Origin of the sequence: Phenylobacterium sp., from assembly GCF_037968635.1 — a bacterium.
GTDB lineage: Bacteria > Pseudomonadota > Alphaproteobacteria > Caulobacterales > Caulobacteraceae > Phenylobacterium.
The window spans coordinates 1-26,795 of record NZ_JBBKVV010000111.1 but is presented as its reverse complement, the minus strand read 5'-3'; the positions used below and the strand labels follow the sequence as shown (position 1 = coordinate 26,795).

The 26,795-nt window shown below is 67.9% G+C and carries 30 protein-coding genes and 1 tRNA gene; 15 read left to right on the top strand and 16 right to left on the bottom strand.

The genetic code is table 11. The features are described 5' to 3' along the window. Nucleotides 1–1,548: ATP-binding protein (locus AAC997_RS13540; protein WP_340646228.1), on the bottom strand; the 1,548-nt coding region annotated here is incomplete at its 3' end. Nucleotides 1,549–1,697: 149 nt separating this feature from the next. Between AAC997_RS13540 and AAC997_RS13535 the strand changes: the two genes are divergently transcribed. From AAC997_RS13535 to bioD, 3 genes are read left to right on the top strand one after another with little or no spacing between them, the layout of a single operon-like run. After that, nucleotides 1,698–2,981 (top strand): hypothetical protein, encoded by a 1,284-nt coding sequence (locus tag AAC997_RS13535; RefSeq protein ID WP_340646227.1) that lies wholly within the window; start codon nt 1,698–1,700, stop codon nt 2,979–2,981. A gap of 51 nt (nt 2,982–3,032) precedes the next feature. Then, nucleotides 3,033–4,184: an 8-amino-7-oxononanoate synthase gene (bioF, locus tag AAC997_RS13530; RefSeq protein ID WP_340646226.1), complete on the top strand. Its 1,152-nt coding sequence runs from the start codon at nt 3,033–3,035 to the stop codon at nt 4,182–4,184. Beyond that, nucleotides 4,181–4,840 (top strand): dethiobiotin synthase, encoded by a 660-nt coding sequence (bioD, locus tag AAC997_RS13525; protein WP_340646225.1) that lies wholly within the window; start codon nt 4,181–4,183, stop codon nt 4,838–4,840. The genes bioF and bioD overlap by 4 nt, the downstream gene beginning before the upstream one ends. On the opposite strand, the gene nhaA is transcribed toward bioD, so the two are convergent. Beyond that, complete coding sequence (nhaA, locus tag AAC997_RS13520) at nt 4,826–6,049, bottom strand: Na+/H+ antiporter NhaA (protein ID WP_340646224.1); 1,224 nt, start codon at nt 6,047–6,049, stop codon at nt 4,826–4,828. The two genes, bioD and nhaA, sit on opposite strands and share 15 nt — an antisense overlap. Before the next feature lie 46 nt (nt 6,050–6,095). Between nhaA and AAC997_RS13515 the strand changes: the two genes are divergently transcribed. Beyond that, nucleotides 6,096–7,508 (top strand): YdiU family protein, encoded by a 1,413-nt coding sequence (locus tag AAC997_RS13515; RefSeq protein WP_340646223.1) that lies wholly within the window; start codon nt 6,096–6,098, stop codon nt 7,506–7,508. Between the two features lie 131 nt (nt 7,509–7,639). Here the strand turns inward: AAC997_RS13515 and AAC997_RS13510 are convergent, their stop codons facing one another. From AAC997_RS13510 to AAC997_RS13500, 3 genes are read right to left on the bottom strand one after another with little or no spacing between them, the layout of a single operon-like run. Beyond that, nucleotides 7,640–8,539: a DMT family transporter gene (locus AAC997_RS13510; RefSeq protein WP_340646222.1), complete on the bottom strand. Its 900-nt coding sequence runs from the start codon at nt 8,537–8,539 to the stop codon at nt 7,640–7,642. After that, a complete protein-coding gene (gene gluQRS, locus AAC997_RS13505) occupies nt 8,536–9,378 on the bottom strand; it encodes a tRNA glutamyl-Q(34) synthetase GluQRS (protein WP_340646221.1) in 843 nt (280 codons plus the stop codon). Before gluQRS ends, AAC997_RS13510 begins: the two co-directional genes overlap by 4 nt. Before the next feature lie 9 nt (nt 9,379–9,387). Then, complete coding sequence (locus AAC997_RS13500) at nt 9,388–10,017, bottom strand: TetR/AcrR family transcriptional regulator (protein WP_340646220.1); 630 nt, start codon at nt 10,015–10,017, stop codon at nt 9,388–9,390. 783 nt (nt 10,018–10,800) lie between these two features. On the opposite strand from AAC997_RS13500, the gene AAC997_RS13495 reads away from it, so the two are divergent. Further along, the gene (locus tag AAC997_RS13495) at nt 10,801–11,361 is read left to right on the top strand and encodes an HNH endonuclease (protein WP_340646219.1); all 561 of its coding nucleotides are present in this window, start codon (nt 10,801–10,803) and stop codon (nt 11,359–11,361) included. Nucleotides 11,362–11,453: 92 nt separating this feature from the next. Continuing rightward, on the top strand, nt 11,454–12,149 hold the full coding sequence (locus AAC997_RS13490; protein WP_340646218.1) for a hypothetical protein: 696 nt from the start codon (nt 11,454–11,456) through the stop codon (nt 12,147–12,149). A gap of 130 nt (nt 12,150–12,279) precedes the next feature. Here the strand turns inward: AAC997_RS13490 and AAC997_RS13485 are convergent, their stop codons facing one another. After that, nucleotides 12,280–12,930, bottom strand: coding sequence for a DsbA family protein (locus AAC997_RS13485; protein ID WP_340646217.1), 651 nt, complete (start codon nt 12,928–12,930; stop codon nt 12,280–12,282). 75 nt (nt 12,931–13,005) lie between these two features. On the opposite strand from AAC997_RS13485, the gene AAC997_RS13480 reads away from it, so the two are divergent. After that, nucleotides 13,006–13,386 (top strand): hypothetical protein, encoded by a 381-nt coding sequence (locus AAC997_RS13480; RefSeq protein WP_340646216.1) that lies wholly within the window; start codon nt 13,006–13,008, stop codon nt 13,384–13,386. Here the strand turns inward: AAC997_RS13480 and AAC997_RS13475 are convergent. Genes AAC997_RS13475 through AAC997_RS13455 form a run of 5 tightly spaced genes read right to left on the bottom strand, consistent with a single transcriptional unit; the run spans nt 13,383 to nt 16,896 of the window. Further along, nucleotides 13,383–14,576, bottom strand: a complete 1,194-nt coding sequence (locus AAC997_RS13475) for an MFS transporter (protein WP_340646215.1) — start codon at nt 14,574–14,576, stop codon at nt 13,383–13,385. The two genes, AAC997_RS13480 and AAC997_RS13475, sit on opposite strands and share 4 nt — an antisense overlap. Next, complete coding sequence (locus AAC997_RS13470; RefSeq protein ID WP_340646214.1) at nt 14,573–15,217, bottom strand: GNAT family N-acetyltransferase; 645 nt, start codon at nt 15,215–15,217, stop codon at nt 14,573–14,575. The genes AAC997_RS13475 and AAC997_RS13470 overlap by 4 nt, the downstream gene beginning before the upstream one ends. Beyond that, nucleotides 15,214–15,777 (bottom strand): demethoxyubiquinone hydroxylase family protein, encoded by a 564-nt coding sequence (locus AAC997_RS13465; RefSeq protein WP_340646213.1) that lies wholly within the window; start codon nt 15,775–15,777, stop codon nt 15,214–15,216. Before AAC997_RS13465 ends, AAC997_RS13470 begins: the two co-directional genes overlap by 4 nt. Next, nucleotides 15,774–16,286 (bottom strand): disulfide bond formation protein B, encoded by a 513-nt coding sequence (locus AAC997_RS13460; protein ID WP_340646212.1) that lies wholly within the window; start codon nt 16,284–16,286, stop codon nt 15,774–15,776. The genes AAC997_RS13465 and AAC997_RS13460 overlap by 4 nt, the downstream gene beginning before the upstream one ends. A gap of 31 nt (nt 16,287–16,317) precedes the next feature. Next, entirely contained in the window at nt 16,318–16,896 is a 579-nt protein-coding gene (locus AAC997_RS13455) for a YqaA family protein (protein ID WP_340646211.1), read from the bottom strand. A 117-nt stretch (nt 16,897–17,013) separates the two neighbouring features. Between AAC997_RS13455 and hppD the strand changes: the two genes are divergently transcribed. The 6 genes from hppD to AAC997_RS13425 all read left to right on the top strand — a co-directional run bounded on the left by hppD (nt 17,014) and on the right by AAC997_RS13425 (nt 22,152). Further along, nucleotides 17,014–18,108 (top strand): 4-hydroxyphenylpyruvate dioxygenase, encoded by a 1,095-nt coding sequence (gene hppD / locus AAC997_RS13450; RefSeq protein ID WP_340646210.1) that lies wholly within the window; start codon nt 17,014–17,016, stop codon nt 18,106–18,108. Continuing rightward, a complete protein-coding gene (locus AAC997_RS13445) occupies nt 18,109–19,089 on the top strand; it encodes an isoaspartyl peptidase/L-asparaginase (protein WP_340646209.1) in 981 nt (326 codons plus the stop codon). Further along, nucleotides 19,089–20,219, top strand: a complete 1,131-nt coding sequence (locus tag AAC997_RS13440; RefSeq protein ID WP_340646208.1) for a homogentisate 1,2-dioxygenase — start codon at nt 19,089–19,091, stop codon at nt 20,217–20,219. The genes AAC997_RS13445 and AAC997_RS13440 overlap by 1 nt, the downstream gene beginning before the upstream one ends. Nucleotides 20,220–20,285: 66 nt before the next feature. After that, the gene (locus AAC997_RS13435; RefSeq protein WP_340646207.1) at nt 20,286–20,594 is read left to right on the top strand and encodes a hypothetical protein; all 309 of its coding nucleotides are present in this window, start codon (nt 20,286–20,288) and stop codon (nt 20,592–20,594) included. Next, the gene (locus tag AAC997_RS13430) at nt 20,591–21,598 is read left to right on the top strand and encodes a fumarylacetoacetate hydrolase family protein (protein ID WP_340646206.1); all 1,008 of its coding nucleotides are present in this window, start codon (nt 20,591–20,593) and stop codon (nt 21,596–21,598) included. The genes AAC997_RS13435 and AAC997_RS13430 overlap by 4 nt, the downstream gene beginning before the upstream one ends. Next, nucleotides 21,595–22,152: a MarR family winged helix-turn-helix transcriptional regulator gene (locus AAC997_RS13425; RefSeq protein ID WP_340646205.1), complete on the top strand. Its 558-nt coding sequence runs from the start codon at nt 21,595–21,597 to the stop codon at nt 22,150–22,152. The genes AAC997_RS13430 and AAC997_RS13425 overlap by 4 nt, the downstream gene beginning before the upstream one ends. Here the strand turns inward: AAC997_RS13425 and AAC997_RS13420 are convergent. The 3 genes from AAC997_RS13420 to AAC997_RS13410 all read right to left on the bottom strand — a co-directional run bounded on the left by AAC997_RS13420 (nt 22,088) and on the right by AAC997_RS13410 (nt 24,681). Further along, nucleotides 22,088–22,399: a hypothetical protein gene (locus AAC997_RS13420; protein ID WP_340646204.1), complete on the bottom strand. Its 312-nt coding sequence runs from the start codon at nt 22,397–22,399 to the stop codon at nt 22,088–22,090. The two genes, AAC997_RS13425 and AAC997_RS13420, sit on opposite strands and share 65 nt — an antisense overlap. Before the next feature lie 84 nt (nt 22,400–22,483). Next, nucleotides 22,484–24,358: a ferrous iron transporter B gene (locus AAC997_RS13415; protein WP_340646203.1), complete on the bottom strand. Its 1,875-nt coding sequence runs from the start codon at nt 24,356–24,358 to the stop codon at nt 22,484–22,486. Continuing rightward, complete coding sequence (locus AAC997_RS13410; RefSeq protein WP_340646202.1) at nt 24,355–24,681, bottom strand: FeoA family protein; 327 nt, start codon at nt 24,679–24,681, stop codon at nt 24,355–24,357. Before AAC997_RS13410 ends, AAC997_RS13415 begins: the two co-directional genes overlap by 4 nt. 141 nt (nt 24,682–24,822) lie before the next feature. Here AAC997_RS13410 and AAC997_RS13405 point away from each other — a divergent pair, with 141 nt between their 5' ends. Continuing rightward, nucleotides 24,823–25,203: a hypothetical protein gene (locus tag AAC997_RS13405; protein ID WP_340646201.1), complete on the top strand. Its 381-nt coding sequence runs from the start codon at nt 24,823–24,825 to the stop codon at nt 25,201–25,203. Between the two features lie 57 nt (nt 25,204–25,260). Then, a tRNA-Leu gene (locus AAC997_RS13400) sits at nt 25,261–25,344 on the top strand. A 35-nt stretch (nt 25,345–25,379) separates the two neighbouring features. On the opposite strand, the gene AAC997_RS13395 is transcribed toward AAC997_RS13400, so the two are convergent. Together AAC997_RS13395 and AAC997_RS13390 are read right to left on the bottom strand one after the other, a co-directional pair. After that, nucleotides 25,380–26,402 (bottom strand): sterol desaturase family protein, encoded by a 1,023-nt coding sequence (locus AAC997_RS13395; RefSeq protein ID WP_340646200.1) that lies wholly within the window; start codon nt 26,400–26,402, stop codon nt 25,380–25,382. A gap of 101 nt (nt 26,403–26,503) precedes the next feature. After that, nucleotides 26,504–26,795 (bottom strand): DUF3597 domain-containing protein (locus AAC997_RS13390; RefSeq protein ID WP_340646199.1); only part of this gene is annotated, 292 nt, incomplete at its 5' end.

The following is a 26,795-nucleotide window of genomic DNA, read 5'->3' as shown; positions in this document are numbered from 1 at the left end:
CGCCTCGGCCCGTTCGAACACCACCTCGATGCCGTCCATCAGCAGGTGGGCGGTGATGGGTTTGGCGATGTGATGGTCGGCGCCGGCGGCCATGGCGTCGCGGCGGTGCTGGGTCATGGCGTTGGCGCTCAGCATGATGATCGGGGTCCGTGGCCCGCCGCGCCGCCGTTCCTCGTCGCGCAGGGCCATGGTGGCGGTCAGGCCGTCCATCACCGGCATCTGCATGTCCATCAGCACCAGGTTGAAGACCCCGACCTTGAACGCGGCCAGGGCCTGGGCCCCATCCTCCGCCACCGTGATCTCGGCGCCCAGCGGCGCCAGGATCAGCTGCACGACCTTCTGGTTGATCGGGTGGTCCTCGGCCAGCAGCACCCGCAGGGCGTCGACCCGGGCCAGGGGCGCCTGCGCCGCGTCGTTGGCGGGCTGGGCGTCATAGTCGGCCAGGGCGCGGACCCGGGGCAGGGGGAAACTGGCGCGGAACAGGCTGCCGCGCCCGGGCTCGGAGCTGGCGGAAATCTCGCCCCCCATAATCTCGACGATGGCCTTGCAGATCGACAGGCCCAGCCCCGTTCCGCCGAACCGCCGGGTGATGGTGGCGTCGGCCTGGCTGAACCGCTGGAACAGGCCGGCGCCGGCCGCCGCGTCAAACCCCACCCCGGTGTCGCGCACCTCGACCGTCAGGCAGGCCGGCGCGTCGCCGTCCTCGGCCACCCCGACCCGCAGGCGAACCCCGCCCTGGTCGGTGAATTTCACGGCGTTGGAGAGCAGGTTCCCCACCACCTGCTTCAGCCGGACAGCATCCCCCAGGAACTCGCCGCGCGCCGTCTCGTCGAAGTCGGCGGCGAAGGTCAGGCCCTTCTCATCAGCCTTCAGTCGGTTGATCTGCAGCACGCCTTCCAGGGCCTCGGACAGGTCGAAGGGCGCGGTCTCGATCTCCAGCCGTCCGGCCTCGATCTTCGACAGGTCCAGGATGTCGGAGACCAGCCGCTCCAGCGTCAGGCCCGAGGTCTCGATCAGGCCCACCATCTCGCTCTGGTCGGCGGAAAGCTCTGTCTGGGCCAGGGCCGCCACCACCCCGATCACCCCGTTCAGCGGGGTGCGAATCTCGTGGCTCATATTGGCCAGGAAGTCGGTCTTGGCCTGGTTGGCCGCTTCGGCCGCGGCGTGGGCGGCCTTCATCTCCGCTTCGGCCGCCACCCGGTCGGTGACGTCGCGGGCGACGGCGAACACCTGGTCGCCCGATAGCCGCGCGCGCCACTCCAGTTGCCGGTAGCGTCCGTCGCGATGGCGGTAGCGGTTCACGAAACCGACGATCTCGCCGTCCGAGAGGATCGAGGCCATCAGGTCGGCGGTGGCCGGGACGTCGTCAGGATGGATCAGGGGCAGCAGCGGCTTGCCGATCAATTCGTCCGGCGTCCAGCCCAGCACGGTGGTCCAGGACGGGCTGACCCGCACGAAGCAGCCTGCCGCGTCGCGGATGCACAACATGTCCAGCGACACATCGAAGAAGGTCGAAAGATCGTCGGCCGGCCTGGGGTCGGATGACATGGACGCGGTACTCCGGGCGCAACTGAGCCGTCCCCCAAATATGGGTGTTCGGCCTTAACCACGGGTAAGTTTTGACGCCGCCCATGTCACAATCTGGCGATGGACGCGTCCGCCGGCGCCATGCAGCATCGGCGCGTATTGGGGGAGCGATGGCGCAAAATCTGGTAGTGCTGGTGCACGGCACCCATGCACGGGACGCCGAGTGGGTGGGGGAGGACGCCGCCCTCGCCCACAGCCTGCGTCTGGGCCTGCCCGACTGTCAGGTGCGGACCTTCCGGTGGTCGGGCGCCAACCATCACGGCGCCCGTCTGCAGGCCGGGGCCGAACTGGCCATGATGCTGCAATCGCTCTGCGCGACATGGCCCGCCGCGCGGCTACACCTGATCAGCCACAGCCATGGCGGCAATGTCGTCCTCTATGCCGCGCGACGGTTGGACCCGCAGGCGCAGGTCGCCACCATCGCCTTCCTCGGCACCCCCTTCCTCAATGTCAGGCGCCGCAACATCACCGCCAATTCGGCGCAGTTCGCCCTGCTCGCCTCGATCGTCGGAGCCTACCTGGGGTTCCTGCTCTTCGCAGTGGCCGCCGTGCTGGTCTCGATCCTTCTGCCTGGGAACTGGGGCCTGGGCTTCGTGGTGGTCGCCGCCCTCTACGGGGTCCCCCTGGGGATCTCCACCCAGGCGAAGATGCGGACCTGGATAGCCAGATGGCTGGACGAACGGCTCCCGCGCCTCCAGGCGCGCCATGCTGACCTCGCCAACCAGACCGGTCCGGGCTGTCCGGTCTATATCGCCACCGTGCCGGCCGACGAGGCGGGCCTGTTGCTGCACACCCTCGACCGCCTGAGCGCCATGTTCTGGTGGCCCCAGCGGCTGGTGCGGCTCGCCGGGCCCGGCGTGGTGGCCGCTCAGGGCGCGGCCCTGCTCGTGTTTGCCTCCGTCTCGGCGGTCGCGGGCGAAGGGTCTCCCACCTATGCGGCCTCGGGGGCGGCTTGGGTTTACAGCTTCGTGGCGGTCGCAACCGTCGGAGCCTGGGTTATGTGGCTGACGCCCCTGGCGGCGTTGATCGGCGCCGCTCTGCGCGGTTCGCGCTTCGCCTTCGGCGGCGAGAGCCCGCTCTTCACCATGGCCCTGCGGGTGAGCCCCGATGTCCGTCCTCTGTGGGACCTGCCGCCAGGCAGCCGGGTCCTCAGCCTTCCGCCTCGAGAGGGCCAAAAGGGCCTTCGCCACTGCGGCTTCTACGAGGATCAGGTCGTGGTGGCCGACATGATCGCCTGGATGAACGGGACGGCCGGCGCGCCGCCCGCCGAGGCGGTTTCGCGTCCGCCGCCGCCTGGCCGCAAGCTTTCCATCCGCGCGGCGGCCGGCGTCGTCTGGTTCTGCCTGGTGGTGGGGTTGGCCTTCGTGCTTGGTGCGCGCGCCCCGGGCGGGTGACCTGGCGTCCGGCCTTTCCTCGGGTTCCGGCCCGGTGCATATCGGCGCCCCATGACCGACAGCCTCACCGCCTTCGCCGACGAGAAGCTCCACCAGCTGGAGGGCGCCAGCCTGCGCCGGCGGCTGGTGCCCACCGACCGGATCGACGGCCTCTGGGTGCAGCGGGGCGGGCGGCGCCTGTTGTCCTTCTCCTGCAACGACTACCTGAACCTCAGCCACCATCCGGCGGTGAAGGGCGCCGCCATCGCCGCCGTCGAGCGCTATGGCGCGGGGGCGGGCGCCTCGCGGCTGGTGACGGGCGACCATCCGATCTTCGGCGAGCTCGAGGCTCGGCTGGCGGCGTTGAAGGGCAAGGACGCCGCCTGTGTGTTCGGCTCGGGTTATCTCGCCAATGCCGGGATCATCCCCACCCTCATGGGGCCCGGCGACCTGATCCTGGCCGACGAGCTGGCCCATGCCTGCATCTGGTCGGGCGCGCAGTTGTCCGGCGCCACGGTGCTGGCCTTCCGCCACAACGACATGGCCGACCTGGCGGAGAAGCTGGCCGGCCATCGCGGCGCGGCGGCCCGCTGCCTGATCGCCACCGACGGGGTCTTCTCGATGGACGGGGACCTGGCGCCCCTCGACCAGATCAGCGACCTGGCCCGCGCGCACGACGCCTGGCTGCTGGTGGACGACGCCCACGGCCTGGGCGTGGTTGGGGCCGGTGGCGCGGGGTCCGGCTCGCTCTATCCCACCGCCCGCATCGATCTGGCCATGGGCACCTTCTCCAAGGCGCTGGGCGGCTACGGGGCCTATGTCTGCGCCAGCGGGCCGGTCATCGACCTGATCAAGACCCGCGCCCGGACCTTCCTCTATACGACCGGCCTGCCCCCCGCCAACGCGGCCGCGGCCCTGGCGGCCCTGGACGTGATCGCCGCCGAGCCGGACCTGGTGGCCGCGCCGCTGGCCAACGCGCGGCGCTTCACTCGCGGCCTCAACCTGCCGGACGCCACATCGGCCGTGGTTCCGATCCTCATCGGCGAGGCCGACCGGGCGCTGGACATCGCGCAAAGCCTTGAATCGGCAGGCTTCCTCGCCGTCGCTATCCGACCGCCCACCGTGCCCGCCGGGACCGCCCGCCTGCGCCTGGCCTTCACCGCCGGTCACACGTCGCGGGACATAGACGGTCTGATGTCGGCCATCGTCGGTCTGATCGCATGAGGGCCGTCTTCATTGCTGGATCCCATACAGATGTGGGGAAAACCTGGGCCGCCTGCGCCCTCCTCAAGGCCGCCCGCGTCAAGGGCCTGTCGGTGGCCGCCCTGAAGCCCGTCGTAACCGGTTATCTTCCATCCACGGCCGTCACCAGTGATCCCGGACGGTTGATCGCGGCGCTTGGGGGCGACCTGTCGGTCGAGGCCCTGGAGGCCATGTCCCCCCTGCGCTTCGAGGCCGCCCTGTCGCCGCCGATGGCCGCCCGGCTGGAGGGTTTGAGCCTCACCCTGGCCGACCTCCTGACCGTCTGCCGCCCGGTCCTGGCCGCCCAGACCGCCGACCTCCTGCTGGTGGAGGGCGCGGGCGGGGTGATGAGCCCCATGGCCGAAGACGCCACCGGCCTGGACCTGCAGTTGGCGCTGGGCTTACCCACCATCCTGGTGGGCGGCTCCTACCTCGGCGGGGTCAGCCACACCCTGACGGCTCTGGAGGTCCTGCGGTCGCGAGGCCTTGCCGTGCTTGGGATTGTCATCAGCCAGACCGCCGATCCCGACGCGCCCGACTTCCCCCAGACCGTCGCGGCCATCGCTCAGTTCGCCGGTGGCGTCCCCGTCCTGGCCGCCCCCCGCGACGACGAGACCTGGGCCTCAGCCCTGCTCTGACCGGCGCCGCGCCTGGGACCAGGCGAGCACCGCCATGCCCAGTGCGGCGGACATCAGCGAGCCCGCGATCACCCCGATCCGCACCTCGGTCTGTCCGGCCACGTCCTGCGGGCTGAAGGCCAACGTGCCGATGAACAGGCTCATGGTGAAGCCCACCCCGCACAGCACCGCGACCCCATAGAGCTCGATCCACTTGGCCCCCGTCGGCCGCCGGGCCAGCTTCAGCCCCATGGCCAGGGCCGCGGCCCCGAACACCCCCACCTGCTTGCCCAGGAACAGGCCCAGCGCGACCCCCAGGGCCACCGGGCTGAACAGCTCCTTCAGGGACAGGCCGCTCAGGCTGAACCCCGCCGCCGTGAAGGCGAACAGCGGCAGGATCAGGAAGGCCACATAGCCGTGCAGGCTGCCCATGAAGTAGTGCAGCACGCCGCCCTGGCCGGGGCGGCGGGGCTCGATGGGCACGGTCATGGCGGCCGCCACCCCGGCCAGCGAGGTATTGATCCCGCTCTTCAGGGTGAAGGCCCAGATCAGCACGAAGCAGCAGGCGTAGAAGAAGTAGGGCGCGGTCTTCCAGCGCCCCAGCAGGAACATCAGCGCCAGCGTCGAGACCGCCCCGCCCAGCGCCAGGAGATTGACCTTGGCGGTGAACAGCAGGCCGATCAGCAGCACGGCGCCCAGGTCGTCGGCGATGGCCAGGGTCAGCAGGAAGACCCGCAGCGAGGGGGGCAGGGTCCTGCCGGCGATGGCGAGGGCGGCGAGGGCGAAGGCGATGTCTGTGGCCGAGGTCGTGGGCCAGCCCTGCGGCGACCCGCCAGCCCCGAGGTTGAAGGCCAGATAGACACCCGCGGGAACCGCCATGCCGCCGATCGCGGCCATGGCCGGCAGGGCCAGACGCCTGGGGTTTGACAGTTCACCGCGCAGGATCTCGAACTTGATCTCCATCCCCACGACGAAGAAGAAAATGGTCATCAGGCCCTGCTTCACCCAGGCCCGCACGGAATGAGTCTCGTCGAAGGCTCCGACCTGGATCGTGAATTCGCGGGCGATGAAGCTGAAATAGTTCTGTGACCACGGGGAGTTGGCCAGAACGATGGCCACCAGGGCCGCGCCCGCCAGGATCATGCCCGAGGCGGCTTCGGTCTTCAGGAAATCGAGGGTGATGCGTCGCGCCATGGCCGAGCGGTAGCATGCCTCGCGTGACCGGCGCATCACAACCAAGCTTGCCGTCGCCGGTTTTCAGTTCCATCTGGCGCCCATGCCCGTCTCGTCCGCCTACCGCCCCGATCCGCGCCTGCCTGACCTCGGCCCGGAGTTCGCCGACCCTGTCGCGGCGGCTGATTTTCCCCAGACCCTGCTGCGGTTCCGCAATGACCGCGCCGCCGCCACCGTGGGTCTGGATACCCTGACCGACGCCGAGTGGGTGGCGCACTTCGGGCGCTTCCAGCCGCTGCCGGACAACATCGAAACGCCCCTGGCGCAGCGCTATCACGGCCACCAGTTCCGGGTTTACAACCCCGACCTGGGCGATGGTCGCGGCTTCACCTTCGCCCAACTGCGGGAAGTCGGGACCGACCGTCTGCTGGACCTCGGGACCAAGGGCTCGGGGACCACCCCCTGGTCGCGGGCCGGCGATGGTCGCCTGACCCTGAAGGGCGGCGTGCGCGAGGTGCTGGCCACCGCAATGCTGGAGGCCCTGGGCGTTCCGACCTCGAAGTCCTTCTCGCTGATCGAGACCGGCGAGGCCCTGGAGCGCGGCGACGAGCCCAGCCCGACCCGTTCGGCGGTCCTGACCCGCCTGTCGCACAGCCACATCCGTTTCGGCACCTTCCAGCGCCAGGCGTTTCTGGAACAGCCGCGCGAACTCGTCCGCCTCGTCGACTACGTCATCGAGACCTATTACTCCGAGCTGGACAAGGTGCCGGACCGCACCTGCGCCCTGCTGACGGCGGTGGTGGAGCGGGCCGGGACGCTCGCGGCCTCTTGGATGGCGGCGGGCTTTGTCCACGGGGTGCTCAACACCGACAACATGAACATCACCGGCGAGAGCTTCGACTACGGCCCCTACCGGTTCCTGCCGCACAACGATCCCAACTTCGTCGCCGCCTACTTCGACAGCCAAGGTCTCTACAGCTTTGGCCGGCAGCCGGAGGCGGTGTTCTGGAACCTGCAGAACCTGGGGGGCTGCCTCTCCATGGTGGGGGAGCAGCAGCCCTTGGTGGAGGCTCTAAATGGCTTCGCCGACGCCTATCGCGGTGGACTGGCGGCCGCCATGCTTCGGCGCCTGGGCCTCAAGAGCCGTGGCCGGGAGCTGGACGCAGGCCTGGTCAACGCGGCCTTCACGGCCCTGGCGGCCGGGGGCGAACGGCTGCGATGGGAGCCCTTCTTCTTCGACTGGTTCTGCGGGGATGTGGGCCGGGCCATGGCCAGCCCGCGCGGTGACATCTATGGCGGCCAGCCCTTCGCCGATTTCCGCCGCCGAGTGGCCGAAACAGAGCCGGAGCGGCCGGGCCGTCTGCTCGATCCCTACTTCGCCAAGGCCGAGCCGGAAGAGCTGATCATCGACGAGATCGAGGCGATCTGGGAGGCCATCGCGGCCGACGATGACTGGACCGACTTCCACGCCAAGCTGGCGCGGATCGAAGCCGCCCGGCAGGCCTGGGACCTCTGAGTCTCAGGAACCCACCCCGCGTCCGTCGCGTTGGCTGTGGGCCTACTGAGGAGTTCGCATCATGAAGGGCATTCTGCTCTGGGCGGTCGGCATCCCGATCCCAATCATCATCGTCCTTTATCTGCTCGGCGTCATGCGCTGACCGGTGAAGCCTCGACAGGTCTGGGACGGCTTGCCCATTGGGCGAGTACGACACCGGCGAGCGCCACGGCGCCGCCGATGGCGGGCCAGGTTCCCAGCAGTTCATTGAACAAGACCCACCCGAGGGCCGCGGCCACCACAGGCTGAACCAGAACGACGACCGACGCGGTCGCGGCCGGCAGTCGTCCGAGCGCCCACGCGATGGAACCCTGGCCAGCGACGTGCATGAGGCCGAGGCCCGCGCAGGCCGCCCAGCCCCCGAGGCCCGCGGGGATAATCGGCTCGCCCAGGCCAAGGGCCGCCAGCAGCATCAGCGGTGCGCCCACCAGGGTGGACCAGAACATGATCCGGGTCGCCGACATCGACTGCCGTGCGCTGGCGACCAGGAGGAAATAGAGCGAGTACCATACGGCTGTCGCCGCCGAGAGAGCGTCCCCCAAAGGCGGGTTCACGCCGGTCGAGCCGGCGCCCTTGGTAAGCGCCATGGTCCAGGCTCCGGCTACCGCGAGGGCCACGGCCAGCACGAACAGACGCCGGGGGCGCTGCCTCAGAAAAATCCAGGCGAAGGCGGTCACCAGCACGGGAGTGAGGTTCGACAACACGGTCGCCTTGGCCACCGAGGTATAGGCGATGCCGTAGTGCCAGAAGCTGAGATCGAGCGCGAAGGCGACGCCCGCCAGCACGGCGGCCCAAGGCGCCTTGCCGACACCGCCGCCCGTTCTCTGGGCCATGATGGCCAGCAAGGGCAGGGCGAAGACCAGCCGCCAGAAACCCGTCGCCGCGGGTCCGGCCTCCGACAGCCGCACCAGTATCGGGCCGACGCCGATGACACAGGCGCCCATCAGCAGCATCGCGAGGGCCTTGCCACGATCGTCGGGTTGGTCGGTCAAAGTCCCATCTCCGCGCGGAGCGCCTGCGAGGTGACGCCGGCGGCCCTCAATTCAGCCAGGGTCTGGGCCTGGTCGCGCTTGGCGTAGCGCCTGCCGTCGGGGCCAGTCAGCAGCCGGTGATGGCGATAGACCGGTGCGGGTAAGCCGAGCAAGGCCTGCAGCAGGCGCTGGACGTGGGTCGCCTCGAACAGGTCCTCGCCGCGGATCACGTGGGTCACCCCCTGGAGGGCGTCGTCCAGGGTGACGGCCAGGTGATAGGCGACCCCGACGTCGCGGCGAGCCAGCACCACGTCGCCCCCGAGGTGGGGTTGGACGGTGATGACGCCGCTCTCGCCGCTCGGCCCTGACCCCTCCTCGACGAAGGTCAGGGGGCCGACCTTGGCAAGGGCCTTGTCGAGGGAGAGTCTCCACGCGAAGGCCTCCCCCGCCGCAAGTCGACGCGCTTCGTCGTCGGCGGGAAGAGGGGAGCCTCGCCAGGTCTCCATCGCGCCGTGGGGCGCGCTGGCGATCGCCTCGGCGATTTCCCGGCGGGTGCGGAAGCAGCGGTAGAGCAGGTCGCGTTCCGCGAGGGCTTCGATGGCGGTTTGATATTCGGCGAGGTGTTCGGACTGCCGCCGCACCGGCTGTTCCCATTCGAGCCCCAGCCAGGCCAGGTCCTCGTGGATGGCGGCTTCGTACTCCGGTCGGCAACGGGTGACGTCGATGTCCTCGATGCGCAGCAGGAAGCGCCCCTTCGCCGCGCGGGCCGCGTCATGGGCGGTGAGCGCCGAGAAGGCGTGCCCCCGGTGGAGGCGACCGGTGGGAGAGGGGGCGAAACGGGTGGTGAAGGGCGTGGTCACGCCCCTTGTCTACTTGCCGTGGTCGTCGGCGAAAATCTTCATGTGCTCGAAGACGCCGCGCAGGAAGGCTTCCTCGCTGCCGAGCGCGGTCTTCAAGGTGTCGAACTGTTTGAAGGAGGCCATCTCGGCCAGGCCGTGGGCGGCGCACCAGGCCGCGGTGGTGGCCAGTTCCAGGGCGATCTCGTCGCTGGGATCGGCGCCAGCCTCAACCAAGGTGTCGCGGACCTGACAATAGGCGCTGTCGTCCTCCATGTGGACGTGGGAGGGCAATTCTTCCTTGTTGCGCGAGCCGTCGTACATGATGCGGTAGAGGCTGGGGTTCTCGCGGGCGAAGACAACGTAGGCCACGCCCAGCGCGGTCAGCTTGTCCTTCACCGATTGGGCCGACTTGCGGGCCGCCGACAGCGACTGGTTCAGCATATCCCAGCCCTCGGTGGCCACGGCCTCCAGCAACTCACCCTTGTCCTTGAAGTGATGATAGGGCGCGGCCGGGCTGACGCCGGCCTCGCGCGCCACGGCGCGGAGCGACAGGGCCGACGGCCCCTCGGATTCCAACAGACGGCGGGCCGCGTCGATCAGGGCGCGGCTGAGGTCGCCGTGGTGATAGGGCCGGGACTCGGCGGCTGTAGTTTCTCTCATCGGGCTCACTGTAAAAGTATATCTGGACGCCGTAAAGATCATCTTGACGGCGTTCAGATCGCTGTTATCTTAGCATTGTTCAAATAACAAACGCCCCGCCTCCCCGCGGGTTCAAACTTACAAGGTGTGTGTCATGTCTCTCGCTAACTTCGAACGCTTCTTCGACCGTATCGCCCCCGCCATCCTGCTGGTCCTGGGCCTCACCGTCGCCGCCGCCACCGCAGTGGTCGGCGCCTAAGAAGGAAAGTCGATCCCTGATCGCAAGGGCCCCTTCGGGGGCCCTTTTTTCTGGCCTGAAACGCCGAGGCCAGGGCTATGCGTAAATGCATAGCGTACACTGTAAAATGTATCTGTACATTGTTCAGATGCGAGGTATCTTAGCGTTGTTCACATGAACAACCCGGCCGGGGGCTCCGGCAACACCAAGGACCATCATCATGTTCACCCACAACGATCACGCCTTCGCCCGCTTCTTCGACACCGCCATCGTCGTCGCCTTCGTCGCCCTCAGCCTGACGCTCGCCGGCGCCACCGCCATCGTCGGCGCCTAATGCCCTTCGGCATCACCCCGCTCGCCTGATCATTTGGGTTGCGAGCGGGGTGCAGGCCGCAACGTCGCCGTCATGGCGATGTCTCAGAATCTCTCCTATAGTTCTCCTGCGTCGGGAATCTGGGGCCTCAAGGTTCCAACCGGTTCGCCGATAGCGCGGTTGAGAGTGAGGGCTTCGTCTTCAGTTTCCACGCGTACCCATCTGGCGCCTTAGCGCACCGGGACGACCGGCGATGAAGGTGCTCACCCACCCGCCGTCCGGCTGGCCCTGCCTCGTGCTGAACGCGGATTTCAGGCCGCTCAGCTACTACCCCCTGTCGCTCTGGCCCTGGCAGGACGTGATCAAGGCGGTCTTCCTCGACCGGGTCGATGTGGTCTCCAACTACGACCAGGAAATCCACTCCCCATCCTTCGCCATGAAGCTGCCCAGCGTGGTTTCGCTGAAACAGTACGTGGCCCAGGACCGGCCGCCGGCCTTCACGCGGTTCAACCTGTTCCTCCGCGACGCCTTCACCTGCCAGTACTGCCACTCGAGCGCGGACCTGACCTTCGACCACGTGGTGCCGCGCTCGCGCGGCGGTCGCACCACCTGGGAGAACATCGTCACCGCCTGCGCCCGCTGCAACCTGACCAAGGGCGGCCGCACCCCGCAGGAGGCGCACATGTTCCCGCGCCACAAGGCCCGGCGTCCCAGCGCCCACGAACTCCAGGAACGTGGCCGCAAGTTCCCGCCGCACCACCTGCACCAGAGCTGGCTCGACTACCTCTATTGGGACATCGAGCTGGAGGCGTGACGACCGCCGGATCAGCTTGGCGTTTCCGCACCCATCGCTAAAACGTTAGCTCCTGTCCGGGGCGCGTCCCCAGCGTCGTCCTGGAGCTCCGGTTGTCCCTTCCGCCTACGCTGGACATCTACATCGGCTATGACGTGGCCGAGCGCGTCGCCTACCATGTGCTCAGCCAGAGCCTCATCGACCACGCGACGCGGCCGCTGCGGATCACGCCGATCGCGCTGTCCACCCTGCCGGGGCTGCACAGCCGGGCCCGCGTGTCGCAGCAGTCGACGGAGTTCTCCTTCAGCCGGTTCCTGACCCCGTACCTGTCGAGCTACGAGGGATGGTCGCTGTTCATGGACTGCGACATGCTGGTGCGGGCCGACATCGCCGAGCTGTTCGCCCTGGCCGACGACCGGTTCGACGTGATGGTGGCGCAGCACGACTACGTCCCGCGCGACGACGTGAAGTTCCTGGGCGCCCAGCAGCTGGCCTATCCGAAGAAGAACTGGTCCAGCGTGGTCCTGTTCAACAACGCGCGCTGCCGGGCTCTGACGCCGGACTATGTCGACACCGCCAGCGGCCTGGACCTGCACCAATTCCGTTGGCTGGACGGCGATGCCGACATTGGCGGCCTGCCGCTGGAATGGAACTGGCTAGTGGGAGAATACCCGGCCAACCCCGCAGCGAAGATCGCCCACTTCACCCGCGGCGGCCCCTATTTCGCCGGCTACGCCGATTGCGACTATGCCGAGGAGTGGCGCGCCGTCCGGGAGCGCACCCTGGGTGTCGCGCGGTCGGGGGTCTGATCCCCGCAGCCGGCGCCTCGAGCATTTTCCGATAGGTGTGAAACGGCTATCGGATCGAAAAATGCTCTAAATTTTTGAATTAGAGCCCTTTTGATCCGATCTGACTGAAGCGGTCAGATCGGAAAGGGCTCTAGCGCGCCTTGAGCCCCTGCTGCTCCAGCCGCCACTTGAACTGGTCGAACCGGTCCTGGCCGAAGAACGGCTCCTTGTTGAAGGCGATCATAGGCACGCCGTAGTGACCGGCGTCCCGTTGGGCGACCTGGGAGGCCTCAATCACCGCGTTGAGACGCTCTGACTCAGCGTCCGCCGTGGCCGCGAAGGTGGCTGGATCCAGGCCGGCCCGTGCGGTGGCCTGGGCGATGTGCTCCCCCAGGTGCCAGTCATCCACGGTTCCGTTCCAGATCGTCTTGCTGATCTCCTCGAGGAAGGCCAGGCCCTTGCCCTGCTCAGCTGCGAGCGCGCCCATCTGGGTCAGGCGATGGATGTGCGGCTGGTCCTTCGGGTAGGTCCGGGTGGCCATGTCCATGTAGACCGGATCGGGTCTGGGCCAGCGGAAGGGCAGGTTCAGGAACTGCGCCTCGCGGTGGATGTCGGCGAAGAAGTAGCTGAACCAGAGCGGATCGCGGGTGTCGAAGAACTCCGGCGTGCGCACCGCCAGCGGGTACACCGGCCGCACATTGCAGGTGACGTCATAGTCCCGCTCCAGCGCCGTCAGCCGGTGCATGATCATGTAGGAGTAGGGCGAGCGGAAGGACCAATAGAGGTCGTAGGTCAGGGTCATGGGGCGGCCAGGTTTCGTTTTGCCGGGAAATAGTGGCATGTATCGCGCCACAATCAAGCGATCTGGAATCCTATCATGCTCCGACTCCTGCCCCGCCTGCTCATCGGCGCGCTCGGCGTTCTCGCCCTCTTCGGCGCCCTGCGGCTGTGGATCGATCCGACCGTGCCGGCCGCCACCCTCGGCGTCTCTCCCGTCGGCGGCCTGGGGCTGGCCACGCTGCGAGCCGATATCGGCGGGTTCTTCGGTGGCATGGGGGCCTTCGCGCTCGCCGCCGCGATCCGGGACGACCGGCGCCTGGCGACCGTGCCCCTGGTCCTGGTCGGCCTCGCCCTGACCGGCCGCCTGATCACCGTGGGTACGGAAGGCCTCTCGCCTGACATGGTCATGCCCATTGTGGTGGAGGCGTCGCTGGCGGCCCTCTTCGCCTTTGGGCGCCGGACCCTGGGCGTCCGCTAGCGCATTTCTTCCGGCGGCTTCACCGTCCGGAACATCAGCAGCAACAGCAGGTCGTAGCCGATCTTCAGGCCGCCGCCGATCAGCAGCGGCCAGGCGAAGGGGCTGAGCGTCAGCAGCAGGCCCGCGATCGACGGGCTGAGCGCCGAGGCCAGGCTGCGGGGCACGTTGGTCAGGCTGGCGGCCGCCGCCCGCTCCGGTGGGGTGACGATGGCCATGACGTAGGAAGACCGCGCGGGCACATCCATGGCCGAGAGGGTGGAGCGCACCAGCAGCAGGCCCATGGCCACCGTCAGGTTCGGCGCGAAGGCCACCAGCATCAGGCAGATATTGGCCGGGATGTGGGTGAAGACCATGGTGTTCACCAGGCCGATCTTCTTGGCCAGCCGCCCCGAAGCCAACTGCGAGAAGGCGGTCAGCACACCCATCCAGAAGAACAGCGCCGAGGCCGTGGTCAGCGACAGGCCGTAGTGCTGGAAGAGGTAGAGGGCCAGCAGGGACTGGACGAGAAAGCCGCCGCCGAAGCTGTCGATACTGAATAGGCCAGCCAACAGAAAGACCCGGTTGCGGGACGGACCGAGCGGTGTTCGAGCCTTCTCCGCGTCGCTCTCCACGGCCGGCAGGCCTCGGTAGAGGACCATCACCACCAGGCCCAGGACCCCGTAGAGCAGGAACATGCCACGTGCGATGTCGAGGCTGCTCCAAGCGAAATGGTGGCCCAGTTGCTCGGCCAGGCCGACGGCGAGCGCGCCCCCGGCCACCATCAGGGAGCCCGTCAGGCTATAGCGGGCGAAGAGACTGGTGCGCTCGGAGTCGGTCGCGCTGTGAGCCAGCATCGACTGCTCCAGCGGCAGGAAGGGGCTGACGTCGCCGCCGGAGGGATTGAGCGTGCCGACGCAGCCCACCACGACAAGTGGCCAGAAGCTCCCAAGGCCCGCGAAGGCAAGGCCAGTGAGGAACATCAGGCCTGAGGCCGCGATCAACAGTCGGCGTGTGCTGACGCGGTGCGCGACGGCGCCGACCGCCAGGGTGAGGGCCGCCGAGCCCAGCAAGGTGGCGGTGGTGAGCATCCCCACCTGCAGCGGGGAGAAGCCCAGGGCGATCAGATAGACCGGCAGCAGCAGCGCGACGAAGCCGTCCCCGAAGGCGCGGATCCCTCGGGTCAGCAGCAGAGTGCGGGCAGGGCCGGTCACACCGCCTGCGGCTCGCGCCACATGGCCCAGGCGGGCGGGGCGTCGGGGCGGGCGCGGAACTCCCGCATCACCTCGAAGCCATAGCGCCGATAGAGCGGCACGTTGGCCTCGTTGGAGGATTCTAGGTAGGCGGGCAGGCTGGCGGCGTCGACCTTGGCGAGACCCGCCTTCAGCATCCGCGAGCCGAGCCCCAAACCTTGCGCTTCCGGGCGGACGCCGAGGAACCACAGATAGGCGTGGGGCCGTTCCATGGGGTGCAATTCGTCCATGATCTTGCGCATGGCGGCCAGCCGCCCGATCCGCCCGAACCCGGTGGCGCCGAGGATGGCGGGGAAGACCCGCAGTTCCTGCAGCAGGCTGTTGGGGCCTAGCGCCTCCGACGGAATCCAGATCGAGACCGCGCCGCCGCCGGCGGGCCTCGTCACCTCGCCGGTGGGCAGGGCGATCTCCTTGAGCAGCATCTTCATGAACCGCAGGCGGGCGGCCTCGCGGCGGTTGTCGTTACGCAGGAACCAGCAGAACTGCGGGTCGGTGCGGAAGGCTTCGTTCAGGTCGTCGGCGACGGCGTCGATATCGGCGGGACCCGCGGCGACGGGTGACTCGGCGCCGCGACGCAGGGCTTCGATCTGCGCGTCGGTCATAGCTTCTCGCTGATCTTGATGGCGGCCTTGCAGCCGGCGCGGATCACGGCGGCCAGGATCGGGTAGCCCGGCGCCTCACGAGCGCCTTCCTCCACGGCGTGGTCACGGTGGGCCAGCTCCTCGTCACGGAACTTGGACAATTCGGCGGCCAGCGCGGGTTCGCGTTGAGTGAGTTCGGCGACCTGTCCCGCATAGTGCTGCTCGATCACGTCTTCGACGGCCTCGGTGCAGGCGTGGGCCGCCTTCTCTCCGAGCAGCGCGGTGCCGGCGCCAAGCGCAAAGGCCGCCAGTCGCCAGACCGGAGTCATCGCGGTCGGCCGAACGCCATGGTCGGTCAGCAGGGTGTCGAAGCGGGCCAGGTGGACGGCCTCGTGCCCCTCCATCTCGGCCAGTTGGCTGGCGATCCGCTCATGGCCCTTGGAGGCGCCGAGGACGGCGCGCTGGCCTCGATAGATCTGCACCGCCGCCATCTCGCCGGCGTGGTCGACCCGCAGGATTTCCGCCAGGCGAGCGGCGGTGGCGCCCTGTCCAGGGCGAGGGGGGACGGGTTTGTCGCTCATGCCCGACGCCGGTCGCCGACGGCGGCCCATGCGCTAAGGATGGTCAGCTTCAGGGAGATCAGGGCGTTCCAGCCGGCCATCGACAGGCCCAGGAACACCCAGGCGGCTTCATCGCAGGCCGGTGGTCGGATCTTCGCGCCGCCCAGGAGGTCGGTCATGGCCTGGGTGCTCACCGCCGCCCCTGTCGAGGCGCAGGTCGAGGGGCCGGGCCACCACTTCCACTCCGCGCCGGCGTGATAGACCGCCACCCCGACGCCGACGGCGAAGACCAGGGCGAGGCCTATGTCGAACAGCCCGCGCCAGCGGGGACCGCGCGGCAGCTTGCAGACCAGGATTGCGATCAGGGCGAGGCTGCCCGCGACCCAGTAGATCTCGCGTGCTCGCAGGCAGAGCGTGCAGGGGGCGTAGCCGCCAAAGGTTTCGAAGGCATGGGCGATCGCCAGCATCAGGGCGGACGATCCGAGAGCCCAGAAGGCCCAGCGGTCGAGAACAGCGCGGATCAACGACATCATGGCGCGCGATATGAGCGCAAAACCGGGCTCAGCCCAAGACTTTCAGCGCGACAATGCCACCAACCAGAACCACCACGCCGATCACGGTGTAGAGGGTCAGGCGTTTTTCGACCTCCTCGCGGACCGCCGGGCCGAAGTATTTCAGCAGGGTGGCGGTGAGGAAGAACCGCGCGCCGCGGGTCACCACCGAGGCCCAGAGGAAGGTGATGAAGGAGAATTCGGCCAGACCTGAGGCGATGGTCACCAGCTTGTAGGGTATTGGGGTAAGGCCCTTGATCAGGATCACCCACAGACCCCATTCCTCGAACCAGGTCTTGAAGGCGGCGTCGCCGTCGGCGTGACCCATCAGGGCCAGCAGCCAATGGCCCAGGTCCCCCAAGTGGTAACCGATGAAATAGCCGAGGCAGCCTCCCAGCACCGAGGAGATCGTGCAGAGCCCGGCATAGAGGAAGGCCCGCTCTGGACGGGCCAGCACCATCGGCGCAAGCATGACGTCGGGCGGGATCGGGAAGAACGAGCTCTCGGCGAAGGACACCCCGCACAGCATGACGGGCGCGTGGCGCGACCCGGCTAGGCCCATGACCCAGTCGTAGAGTTTGCGAAGCATTGTGATCCGAAGCGGCTGTTCACACGTTTGCTAGCAGGCGCGGCAAGGCTTGTCTCGCCGGCTCGGATCAGGCATTTGGTTTCAAATGATACTATATCTGCTCGAAGGAGCGTGCACATGAACGCCCAGGCCCCCTCTCGCGACCTGTTCGACAACCCCCTCGGAACCGACGGCTTTGAGTTTGTTGAGTTCACCGCCCCCGATCCGGACCTGCTGAAGGGCCTGTTTGAGAAGATGGGCTTCACGGCGGTCTCTAAGCACCGGTCGAAGAATGTCATCCGCATGCGCCAGGGCGACATCAACTTCCTGCTGAACATGGAGCCCGCCGGCCAGCCCGCCGACTTCCGGCAGATCCACGGCCCGTCGGCCAACGCCATGGCCTTTCGGGTCAAGGACGCGGCCAAGGCGATGGCCCTGGCCCTGGAGCGCGGCGCCAAGCCTGTGCTCGGCCCGGTCGGCCCGATGGAGCTGAACATTCCGGCCATCGAGGGGATCGGCGGCTCGAACCTCTATCTGGTGGACCGCTACGGGGCCCAGGAGATCTACGACGTCGACTTCGTGCCCGTCCCCGGCGCGGCGGAGGCCGAGGCTGCGAATGGTGTCGGCCTGACCTATCTCGACCACCTGACCCATAACGTGTTCCGCGGGAACATGGCCAAGTGGGCCGACTTCTACGAGCGCATCTTCAACTTCCGGGAGATCCGCTATTTCGACATCGAGGGCGCCCAGACCGGCCTGATCTCCAAGGCCATGACCAGCCCGTGCGGCAAGATCCGCATCCCGCTCAACGAGAGCCAGGACGACCACTCCCAGATCGAGGAGTTCCTCAAGGACTACCACGGCGAGGGAATCCAGCACGTGGCGCTGGGGACCGGCGACATCTACCACGCCGTCGAGACCATGCGGGACCGCGAGGTCCGCTTCCAGTCGGTGCCGGAGACCTATTACGAGCAGCTGCCCGACCGCGTGAAAGGCCACGGCGAGAACCTGCAGCGCCTGCGCGCCGACCAGATCTTGATGGACGGGGCGCCGACCGAGGGCCAGGGTCTGCTGCTGCAGATCTTCACCGAGAACATGATCGGGCCGATTTTCTTCGAACTGATCCAGCGCAAGGGCAACGAGGGCTTCGGCGAGGGCAACTTCAAGGCGCTGTTTGAGTCCATCGAGCTGGACCAGGTGCGTCGTGGGGTTCTGCCGGCCAAGGAGGGCTGATTGCCGCCGAAGTGGGCTATTGTCGTGCATGGCGGGGCAGGGGCAATCGAACGCGCCCACCTCAAGCCTGAGCAGGAGGCCGCCTATCGCGCCGCCTTGACCCGGGTGACGCAGGCCGGCGCCGAGGTGCTGAAGACGGGCGGCCTGGCCCTGGACGCCTGCGAGACCGCCGTCCGTCTGCTGGAGGACGACCCTCTGTTCAATGCCGGCCGGGGGGCGGTCTTTACGGCGGAAGGCCGCAACGAACTGGACGCCGCGATCATGGAGGGCCGCACTCTGGCCGCCGGCGCGGTGGCCGGCGTCACCCGTGCGCGGCATCCGATCACGCTCGCCCGCGCGGTCATGGAGCGCTCGCCCCATGTCATGCTGATCGGCAAGGGCGCCGACGACTTCGCCGCCGATCAGGGCGAGGAACTGGTGGAGCCCTTCCACTTCCACACGGCACGACGCTGGCGCAGCCTGACCAACTTCCTCAAGGCCGAGAACCTGCCAATCCCGCCCGAGCCGGTCGGCGCCGACCGCCCCGACCCGGCCCACGGACTGGCTCACGACGAAGGCAAGCACGGGACGGTCGGCGTCGTCGCCCTCGACATCCACGGCGACGTGGCGGCGGCCACCTCCACCGGCGGCACAACCGGCAAGCGCTGGGGCCGGGTAGGCGACAGCCCCCTGATCGGGGCGGGGACCTATGCGTCGAACGCCGGCTGCGCGGTCTCGGCCACCGGGACCGGCGAGTACTTCATCCGCCTGACGGTCGCGCGCGACATCTCGGCCCTGGTGGAGATGAAGGGCCTTTCGTTGCAGGCCGCGGTCGATGAGGTGGTGCAACATCGGTTGACCGCGCTCGGCGGCGATGGCGGCGTGATCGCCGTCGCACCCAATGGCGACGTGGCCTGGAGCTTCAACACCTCGGGCATGTATCGGGCAATGTCGGTCGAAAGTCGGCCAATGTCGGTCGGCATCTACAAGGACGAGGTGTGATGGCTCGCAACTGGATCCCAATCCGTGGCGCACAAGGGGTTCACTCCCGCCAGGCCCACGCCGACATGCCCACCGGCACCTATGAGCGAGAGGTCTCCAAGGAGGGTTTCTTCGGTCCCGCGGCCTTCCTGCACCATCCACGGCCACCAACATCTTGGACCAGCTTCGAGGGCCCGCTGCGCCCCCGCGCCTTCGACCTGGCCCGCCTGAACGAGGCGCCGGGTTCGCCCTGGAACGCCCCCGTCGTCCTGCACAACGCCGCCGTGGAGATGCGCTTCTGGAAGCTGGCCGCCCCCATGCCGGCCCTGGCCCGCAACGCCGACGGCGATCAGCTGCTGTTCGTCCACGAAGGGGGCGGCGACCTGTTCTGCGACTATGGCCGCATCGCCTATGCGGCCGGCGACTACCTGTACCTGCCGCGCGGGACCATGTGGCGGCTGACGCCCTCGGCGCCGAGCGCGGTCCTGATGATCCAGGCCACCAACACCCATTTCTCCTTGCCCGACAAAGGCATGCTGGGCGGCCACGCCCTGTTCGATCCGGCCATGCTTGACACCCCGGCCATGGACGAAGCCTTCCGCGCCCATCAGGCGGAGCCGGGCGAATACCGCGTGGAGATCAAGAAGCGCGGCCAGGTTTCGGTGGTCACCTACCCCTACAATCCCGTCGACGCCGTGGGCTGGCATGGGGACCTGGCGCCTGTGCGCCTGAACGTGAAGGACCTGCGGCCGGTGGCGAGCCACCGCTACCACCTGCCTCCCAGTGTCCACACCACCTTCGTCTCAGACCGCTTCGTGGTCTGCACCTTCGCGCCCCGGCCCTTCGAGACCGATCCGGGGGCCCTGAAGGTCCCGTTCTTCCACAACAACGACGATTTCGACGAGGTCCTGTTCTACCACGCCGGTGACTTCTTCAGCCGCGACGGCATCGACGCCGGCATGATGACCTTCCATCCGTCCGGCTTCACCCACGGCCCGCACCCCAAGGCGCTGAAGAACATGCTCAGCCAGCCCAAGCCCGCCACCGATGAATATGCCGTGATGATCGACACCCGCGACCCGTTGGAGGTTGGCGAGGCCGCCGCGACGGTTGAGAATGCCGCCTATGTCGACAGCTGGAAGACCGCCTAGGTGAAAGTCCCCCTCGACCGCAACAAGCGCTCGCTCGCCGCCGTCCCCATGGACGTGCGTATCTGAATGCCCAGCGTCGACCGCCAGCAGGATTTGGCGGACGCCGCCGAGGAAGAACTGGCAAGGGCCTGCGAGCTGGGTTGGCGGGACCTGTCCCAGGTCACCTCCTGGGGCGACACCTACGAAGGCTTCACGCCGGCCGGCCGCTCCGCGCAATTTGAGCGAAACTACCTCTGGGCCGACGAGCCCAAGGGCGACATCTGCGTCGAGGTCGTCGTCTACCAGCCCGAAGCCTATGAGCGTGGGGTGCGCCTGACCCGCGTCATCCCACGCCGCGATCCAACGAAAACAGAAATGATGGGAGACCAGGAATGAAGCTCGCTTCACTGAAGTGGGGGCGCGACGGACGCCTTGTCGTGGTGTCCAGCGACCTAGCCTGGTGCGTGGAGGCGACCAATATCGCGCCCACCCTGCAGGCGGCCCTCGACGACTGGGAGCGGTGTGAGCCGCTGTTGAAAGGCCTGGCCGAAAGTCTGGATCACGGCTCGATCCCGCGAGTCCGCTTCCATGAGCATGACGCCGAAAGCCCCCTGCCGCGCGCCTATCAGTGGGCGGACGGCTCGGCCTATGTGAACCACGTCGAACTGGTGCGGAAGGCGCGGGGCGCCGAGATGCCCGCAAGTTTCTGGACCGATCCCCTGATGTACCAGGGGGGGTCCGACGGCTTCCTCGCGCCGCGCGATCCCATCCCTCTGGCCGACGAGGCCTGGGGCTGCGACATGGAGGGCGAGATCGCGGTGATCACCGGCGACGTGCCCCAAGGGGCGACCCGCGAGGCGGCGCTCGCCGCCATCCGCCTGGTGATGCTGGCCAATGACGTGTCGCTGCGGAACCTGATCCCCGACGAATTGGCCAAGAACTTCGGCTTCTTCCAGTCCAAGCCTGCTTCATCCTTCTCTCCGGTCGCCGTGACCCCCGACAGCCTGGGGCAGGCCTGGGACAACGGCCGGCTGAGCGGCGCCCTGGAGGTCGAACTGAACGGCAAGCCATTGGGCGAGGCCGACGCCGGGGTCGACATGACCTTCGACTTCGGGACGCTGATCGCCCATGCGGCCAGGACCCGGGCGCTGAGCGCGGGGACCATTATCGGCTCCGGCACCGTCTCGAATCGAGGCCCGGACGGCGGCCCAGGGAAATCTGTGGCCGAAGGCGGTGTCGGCTATTCCTGCCTCGCAGAGTTACGGACCATCGAAACCCTTGCCCAGGGTGCGCCCAGGACCCCGTTCCTCAAGGCCGGGGATCGGGTGAGGGTTGAAATGCGAGACGCCCGCCGCCACTCCATCTTCGGCGCCATCGAACAGGAGGTCGCGGCCAGATGACCGTTCAGTCCCAGCCCACCGAAACCGCCGCCGCGACGGGGCTGAAGCTGGACGCCTATCTGCCTTACCGCTTGTCGGTGGCCTCCAACGCGGTCTCGGGCCTGATCGCCCGGGCCTATGAGGACAGGTTCGGCCTGACCATTCCGCAGTGGCGGCTGATCTGTGTGCTGGCGGAGGATGGCGGCCTGACCCAGGGCGCCATCGTGGCGCGCACCGGCATGGACAAGGTGACGGTGAGCCGGGCGGCCCAGGGGCTGTTCAAGCGCCGGCTGCTGGAACGCTCCGATCACCATGCCGACGGGCGGTCGCACGTCCTGGCCCTGACCTTGGAGGGGACCCGTCTGCACATCGAGATCGCGCCCCTGGCCCTGGCCTATGAAGCGGCGCTGATCTCTGGACTGGCCCCGGATGAGGTGTCGTTGCTCAAGCGGCTGCTGAGCCGCCTGCAGGCCGCGGCCAACGCCCTGGCGGGCGACGCCGGGCCCGCGCTTAGTGCGCCGTCTCCGGCATCCGGACGCCCCAACGATGAGAGCCCTCGCCGAACCGCAGAGTGAAGCCGAAGGTCTCGCGCTTCTCCGCGTCGTTCCAGGCGGCCTCAAAACTGGTGATGACCGTGGTCTCCAACTCTTCGGGGATATTCCGGACATCGACGCCGGAGTCCCGGGCCATCTGCATGATGACCTCCCGGCGATGGGCCTCGCCGCCGAACTGCATGAGTGTCTGACGGATGCGCTCGGCCACGGCCTCGGCGCTGGTCTTGGGGCGCGGCCTCCGCCGCCGTTCGGTTTGGATCTTTTCCATGATGACGCCTCCCACCTGCGGAGGTTGCGCCGGGGCCATTTATCGCACCCTTAAAACTCACGCTTAACTTGTGTTTGGAACGTTCTACCCGCCGCCCAGGGCCACGGTGACCTGATAGACGATCAGGGCGGCGATGTAGGCCAAGGCGACCATGTAGGCGAACATCACCGTGGGCCACAGCCAGCTGTTGGTCTCGCGCTTCACGACGCCCAGGGTCGCCACGCACTGCGGCGCGAAGACGTACCAGGCCAGGAACGACAGGCCTGAAGCCAGGGACCACTGCTCGGCCAACCGAGCCGAGAGGCCACCGCTGGCCTGCTCGGCGTCGCCCACCGCATAGACGGTGCCGAGGGCGGCCACGGCGACCTCACGCGCCGCCATACCGGGGACCAGGGCCACCGACATCTGCCAGTTGAAGCCGATCGGGGCCAGGACCGGCTGGATGAAATGGCCGATCATCCCGGCGAAGCTGTAGTCGATGGCCGGACCGACGGCGCCCACCGGCGCGTAGGGGAAGGTCGACAGGAACCACACCAGCACCATCAATGGCAGGATGATCCGCCCGGCCCGGCTCATGAAGATCTGTCCGCGCAGCAGCAGATTGCGGGCGACGTTGGTGGGGTCGGGCTTCTTGTAGGTGGGCAGTTCCATCATGAAGGGCTCGCTCATCCCCCGCCAGAGGAAGCGCCGCACGACGAAGGACACGCCGAGCGCCGAAAGGATGCCCGCCGCGTAGAGGCCGAACATCACCAGGCCCTGCAGACTGAACACGCCGCCCACCACCTTGGCCGGAACCACAGCGCCGATGATCAGGGTGTAGACCGGAATTCGCGCCGAGCAGGTCATCAGCGGCGCCACCATGATGGTGGTCAACCGGTCGCGCTTGCTGTCGATCACCCGCGTCGACATGACCCCAGGGATCGCGCAGGCGAAGGAGGAGAGCAGGGGGATGAACGCCCGACCGTGCAGACCCGCCCCGCCCATGATCTTGTCCATCAGGAAGGCGGCGCGGGCCATGTAGCCGGAGTCTTCCAGCATGATGATGAAAAGGAACAGGATCAGGATCTGCGGCAGGAAGACCAGCACGCTGCCGACCCCGGCGATGACGCCGTCGACGATCAGGCTGCGGACCAGCCCCTCCGGCACGATCAGGGCCACCAGGCCGCCAAGGCCGGTCATGGCCGCGTCGATCAAATCCATCAGCGGTGTGGCCCAGGTGAACACCGCCTGGAACATCAGCAGTAGGATGGCCAACAGGATCGCCAGGCCCCAGACGGGGTGGAGCAGGATCGCGTCGACCTTCCCGGTCAGGGTGTCGGGTCGCTCCGGCGGCCGGACGTGGGCCTTCATCAGACGCTGGGCTTCACGATGGGCGTCGCGGATCTCGCCGGCGTCCGGCTCTCGCCAATCCTGGGCGCCGGCCGCCGCGGCCTCGAGAGTCGTGGCGTCGATCTGGGCCACCAGTTCCTCTATGCCCCGCTTGCGGGTGGCCACGGTCGTGACGATAGGAGCGCCGATGTCGCGGGCCAGGCCCTCGAGGTCGATGCGCAGGCCCTGGCGCTGGGCGATGTCGAACATGTTGAGCGCCAGCACCAGCGGGCGGCCCACCTGCTTCAGCTCCAGGATCAGGCGCAGCACCAGACGCAGGTTGGTGGCGTCGGCCACGCAGACGATGACGTCGGGCGGGGTCTCGCCGGCCAGTTGGCCCAGCACGGCGTCGCGGGTGACCACCTCGTCGGGGCTGCGGGCACGCAGGGAGTAGGTGCCGGGCAGGTCCAGCACGTGGATCGTGCGGCCAGACGCGGTGGTGACCACCCCCTCCTTCCGCTCGACGGTGACGCCCGCATAGTTGGCCACCTTCTGGCGGCCGCCGGTCAGGGCGTTGAACAGCGCGGTCTTGCCGGAGTTTGGATTGCCGACCAGAGCGACCCGGGACGGCGACAGGGCGACGTCGGTCATGGGCGGTCCAGCAGGATGATGACCTCACCTGCGTCCCGGCGGCGCAGAGCCACGCGCATGTCGTCCAGGCGCACAGCGATGGGGTCGTGGCCGATGGCGCCCTCGTGAATCACCTCGATCCGCGCACCCTCGACGAAGCCGAACTCCAGCAGGCGGCGCTGAAGTTCCTCGATATCGACCCCGTGATCCTGGCCGTCGTCCTCGGCGCGGACATCCACGATGACGCCCCGATCGCCGACGGAGGCGTCGCTCAGTCGCACGGTGATCCCGACCTCAGGGACCGCCTCAGCGATCTCCAGCCGATCCATCGACAGATTGTTCATGCGGACGCCCTCACTCGTTGCGAGTGATTATCATTCGGATGACGCCGCGTCGAGAGTGTGGCCGTGCTTGCGGCGAAGGGTCTCGCCGGAACTGGCCGCCGGGTCAGGAATTGGCTGCTCCAAGAGCTGGAGGAAACGGATTTGGACCTCGTCATCATCAAGCGCACCTTGGGTGTGGTCAGCCTCGGCCTGGGCCTGGTGGCCGTGGCGGCGCCCCGACGGCTCGCGAAGTTCGTGGGGCTGAGCTCCGACGAGGAGTCGGTGGCCACCTTCGGCGCGCGGGAGATCGCGGCCGGAGCAGGCCTGCTGTCGCCCGTTCGACCGGGGCCGTGGTTCTGGCTGCGGGTCGGCGGCGACGCCATGTTCCTGTTTACGCTGGGCAAGGCCACCGGGCGCGACAACCCCAAGCGCGGCGCGGCCATGGCGGCGGCGGTCGTGGTCGGCGCCGTCGTGGCCGTAGATATCCTGCTGGCCGCCCACGCCATGCTCAATCGCCATGAGGACGAGGCGGCGGCGCAGTAGGCCTAATCACCGCTTGCGGCGGCAGGTCCCGCCGCTACATTGCGCGCCGCTCCTGGGGCCCCAGTGGCGAAATGGTAGACGCGGCAGACTCAAAATCTGTTGCCGAGAGGCGTGTTGGTTCGAGTCCGACCTGGGGCACCAAGAAATACATTGAGCCTGCGGCCCGTGCCGCCGCCTCAGTCGGTCCGCTTCACCATGAAGCCCGACCAGAAATGCCAATAGTCGCGCAGTAGGTCGGGGACGATCCAGAAGCCGTGCCGATAGGGCTGGGCTACGCCGATCACCAGGGCGGGGTCGGCGGTTCCGCGCCAGGTGCCGAACAGGCGGTCCCAGATCGGGGCCATGGCGAAGTGGCCGGTGGGCTCGGTCATGTCGAGTTTATGGTGCAGGCGGTGGTGCAGGGGCGACTGGATCACCCAGCGGCCGATCCAGCCCCAGTCGGAGGTCAGCTGCGAGTGGATCAAGAACCCCACCGTGGTCACCAGCACACTGACAAAGATCATCACCGCCGGGGTCGCGCCCAGGACCGCCAGCGGCAGATTGATCACAAAGAAGGCGCTGAAGGCGGCCGGGTGCTGACGCGCTGAGGTGACGACGCAGAAGTCCCGCGCGGAGTGGTGATAGCGGTGGATGGGCCAGAAGAATCGGCTGTGGTCCAGCCGGTGGGTCCAATAGTCGAAGAAGGTGTAGACGTAGAAATAGATCACCAGTTGGGCGGCGAAGGGCAGGCTGGTCAGGTCGACCGCAAAGCCGGTCTGCGCCTTGATCCAGTCGCGGATCGCCATTCCAGAGATCATCGAGAGTCCCAGCATCATGGCCCTGCCCACAAGGTCCAGGACATGGCCCTGGCCCAGCACCAGGACCGCGAGGTCGGTGCGCATGGACATGGTGGGCCCGAAGATCAGGGCGCGCGCCGAACTGCGGCGCCAGCCGACCGCCAGGCATTCGATCCAGAGCACGGTGGGGAGGATGGCGGCCACAAGGCCGATGCCAGTGACGATGCGGTCGTGGACATCGCTCACCACCTTGGTCTTCCCGAAGGCCTGTAGCGTGACTTCGTTGGGAAGCAGGTTGACCACCGCCCACCAGGCGACGCCCAGCAGCGCGGCGTAGGTGAGCAGGCCCAGGACGACGGCGGCGCGGCCGAGGATCGACTGGCGGTCGCCCTCCAGCGTCATCGAGGTCTCGGCAAGCGCCATCGGTCTTCGCTCCACGCGGGCAGGAGGCCGCAGTAGAGCGAGTTGGCGTTGAATGGCCGTTAACGTGGGGGGTGAAGGCTCTTTCGCCGCCCCTCGCCGCCCTAGTCTTTCAGGCTGGCCGGGACCTTGCCACCGTTCTCGGCGAGCTTTTTCCAGACCGCCTTCTGCAGGGCGACGTTCTGCTCGGCGCTGCCGTGGGCGCCGGCGTTCACGCCGAGCTCCTTGGCCAGTTCCTTACGCGCGTCCAGACTGGAATCCAGGTCCAGCATCTTGAGGAGGTCGACGATGGAGGTACGCCAGTTGCCGCCGCCGCCCTTCTGGGCCGCCAGCTCGGTCAGCACCGCCTCGACGTCAACAGGGGCGGGCGCAGGGGCGGCTGTGGCGGGCGCCGCC

Coding starts and splice junctions, on each gene's coding strand:
- AAC997_RS13435 (WP_340646207.1), top strand. CDS start 20,286: ATGCCCAGCGTCGACCGCCAGCAGGATTTGGCGGACGCCGCCGAGGAA.
- AAC997_RS13470 (WP_340646214.1), bottom strand. CDS start 15,217: ATGACCGACGCGCAGATCGAAGCCCTGCGTCGCGGCGCCGAGTCACCC.
- AAC997_RS13495 (WP_340646219.1), top strand. CDS start 10,801: ATGAAGGTGCTCACCCACCCGCCGTCCGGCTGGCCCTGCCTCGTGCTG.
- AAC997_RS13500 (WP_340646220.1), bottom strand. CDS start 10,017: ATGAGAGAAACTACAGCCGCCGAGTCCCGGCCCTATCACCACGGCGAC.
- AAC997_RS13465 (WP_340646213.1), bottom strand. CDS start 15,777: ATGAGCGACAAACCCGTCCCCCCTCGCCCTGGACAGGGCGCCACCGCC.
- AAC997_RS13515 (WP_340646223.1), top strand. CDS start 6,096: ATGCCCGTCTCGTCCGCCTACCGCCCCGATCCGCGCCTGCCTGACCTC.
- AAC997_RS13440 (WP_340646208.1), top strand. CDS start 19,089: ATGGCTCGCAACTGGATCCCAATCCGTGGCGCACAAGGGGTTCACTCC.
- AAC997_RS13480 (WP_340646216.1), top strand. CDS start 13,006: ATGCTCCGACTCCTGCCCCGCCTGCTCATCGGCGCGCTCGGCGTTCTC.
- bioF (WP_340646226.1), top strand. CDS start 3,033: ATGACCGACAGCCTCACCGCCTTCGCCGACGAGAAGCTCCACCAGCTG.
- AAC997_RS13415 (WP_340646203.1), bottom strand. CDS start 24,358: ATGACCGACGTCGCCCTGTCGCCGTCCCGGGTCGCTCTGGTCGGCAAT.
- AAC997_RS13535 (WP_340646227.1), top strand. CDS start 1,698: ATGGCGCAAAATCTGGTAGTGCTGGTGCACGGCACCCATGCACGGGAC.
- AAC997_RS13395 (WP_340646200.1), bottom strand. CDS start 26,402: ATGGCGCTTGCCGAGACCTCGATGACGCTGGAGGGCGACCGCCAGTCG.
- AAC997_RS13485 (WP_340646217.1), bottom strand. CDS start 12,930: ATGACCCTGACCTACGACCTCTATTGGTCCTTCCGCTCGCCCTACTCC.
- hppD (WP_340646210.1), top strand. CDS start 17,014: ATGAACGCCCAGGCCCCCTCTCGCGACCTGTTCGACAACCCCCTCGGA.
- AAC997_RS13460 (WP_340646212.1), bottom strand. CDS start 16,286: ATGTCGTTGATCCGCGCTGTTCTCGACCGCTGGGCCTTCTGGGCTCTC.
- AAC997_RS13425 (WP_340646205.1), top strand. CDS start 21,595: ATGACCGTTCAGTCCCAGCCCACCGAAACCGCCGCCGCGACGGGGCTG.
- AAC997_RS13420 (WP_340646204.1), bottom strand. CDS start 22,399: ATGGAAAAGATCCAAACCGAACGGCGGCGGAGGCCGCGCCCCAAGACC.
- nhaA (WP_340646224.1), bottom strand. CDS start 6,049: ATGCGCCGGTCACGCGAGGCATGCTACCGCTCGGCCATGGCGCGACGC.
- AAC997_RS13455 (WP_340646211.1), bottom strand. CDS start 16,896: ATGCTTCGCAAACTCTACGACTGGGTCATGGGCCTAGCCGGGTCGCGC.
- AAC997_RS13430 (WP_340646206.1), top strand. CDS start 20,591: ATGAAGCTCGCTTCACTGAAGTGGGGGCGCGACGGACGCCTTGTCGTG.
- bioD (WP_340646225.1), top strand. CDS start 4,181: ATGAGGGCCGTCTTCATTGCTGGATCCCATACAGATGTGGGGAAAACC.
- AAC997_RS13410 (WP_340646202.1), bottom strand. CDS start 24,681: ATGAACAATCTGTCGATGGATCGGCTGGAGATCGCTGAGGCGGTCCCT.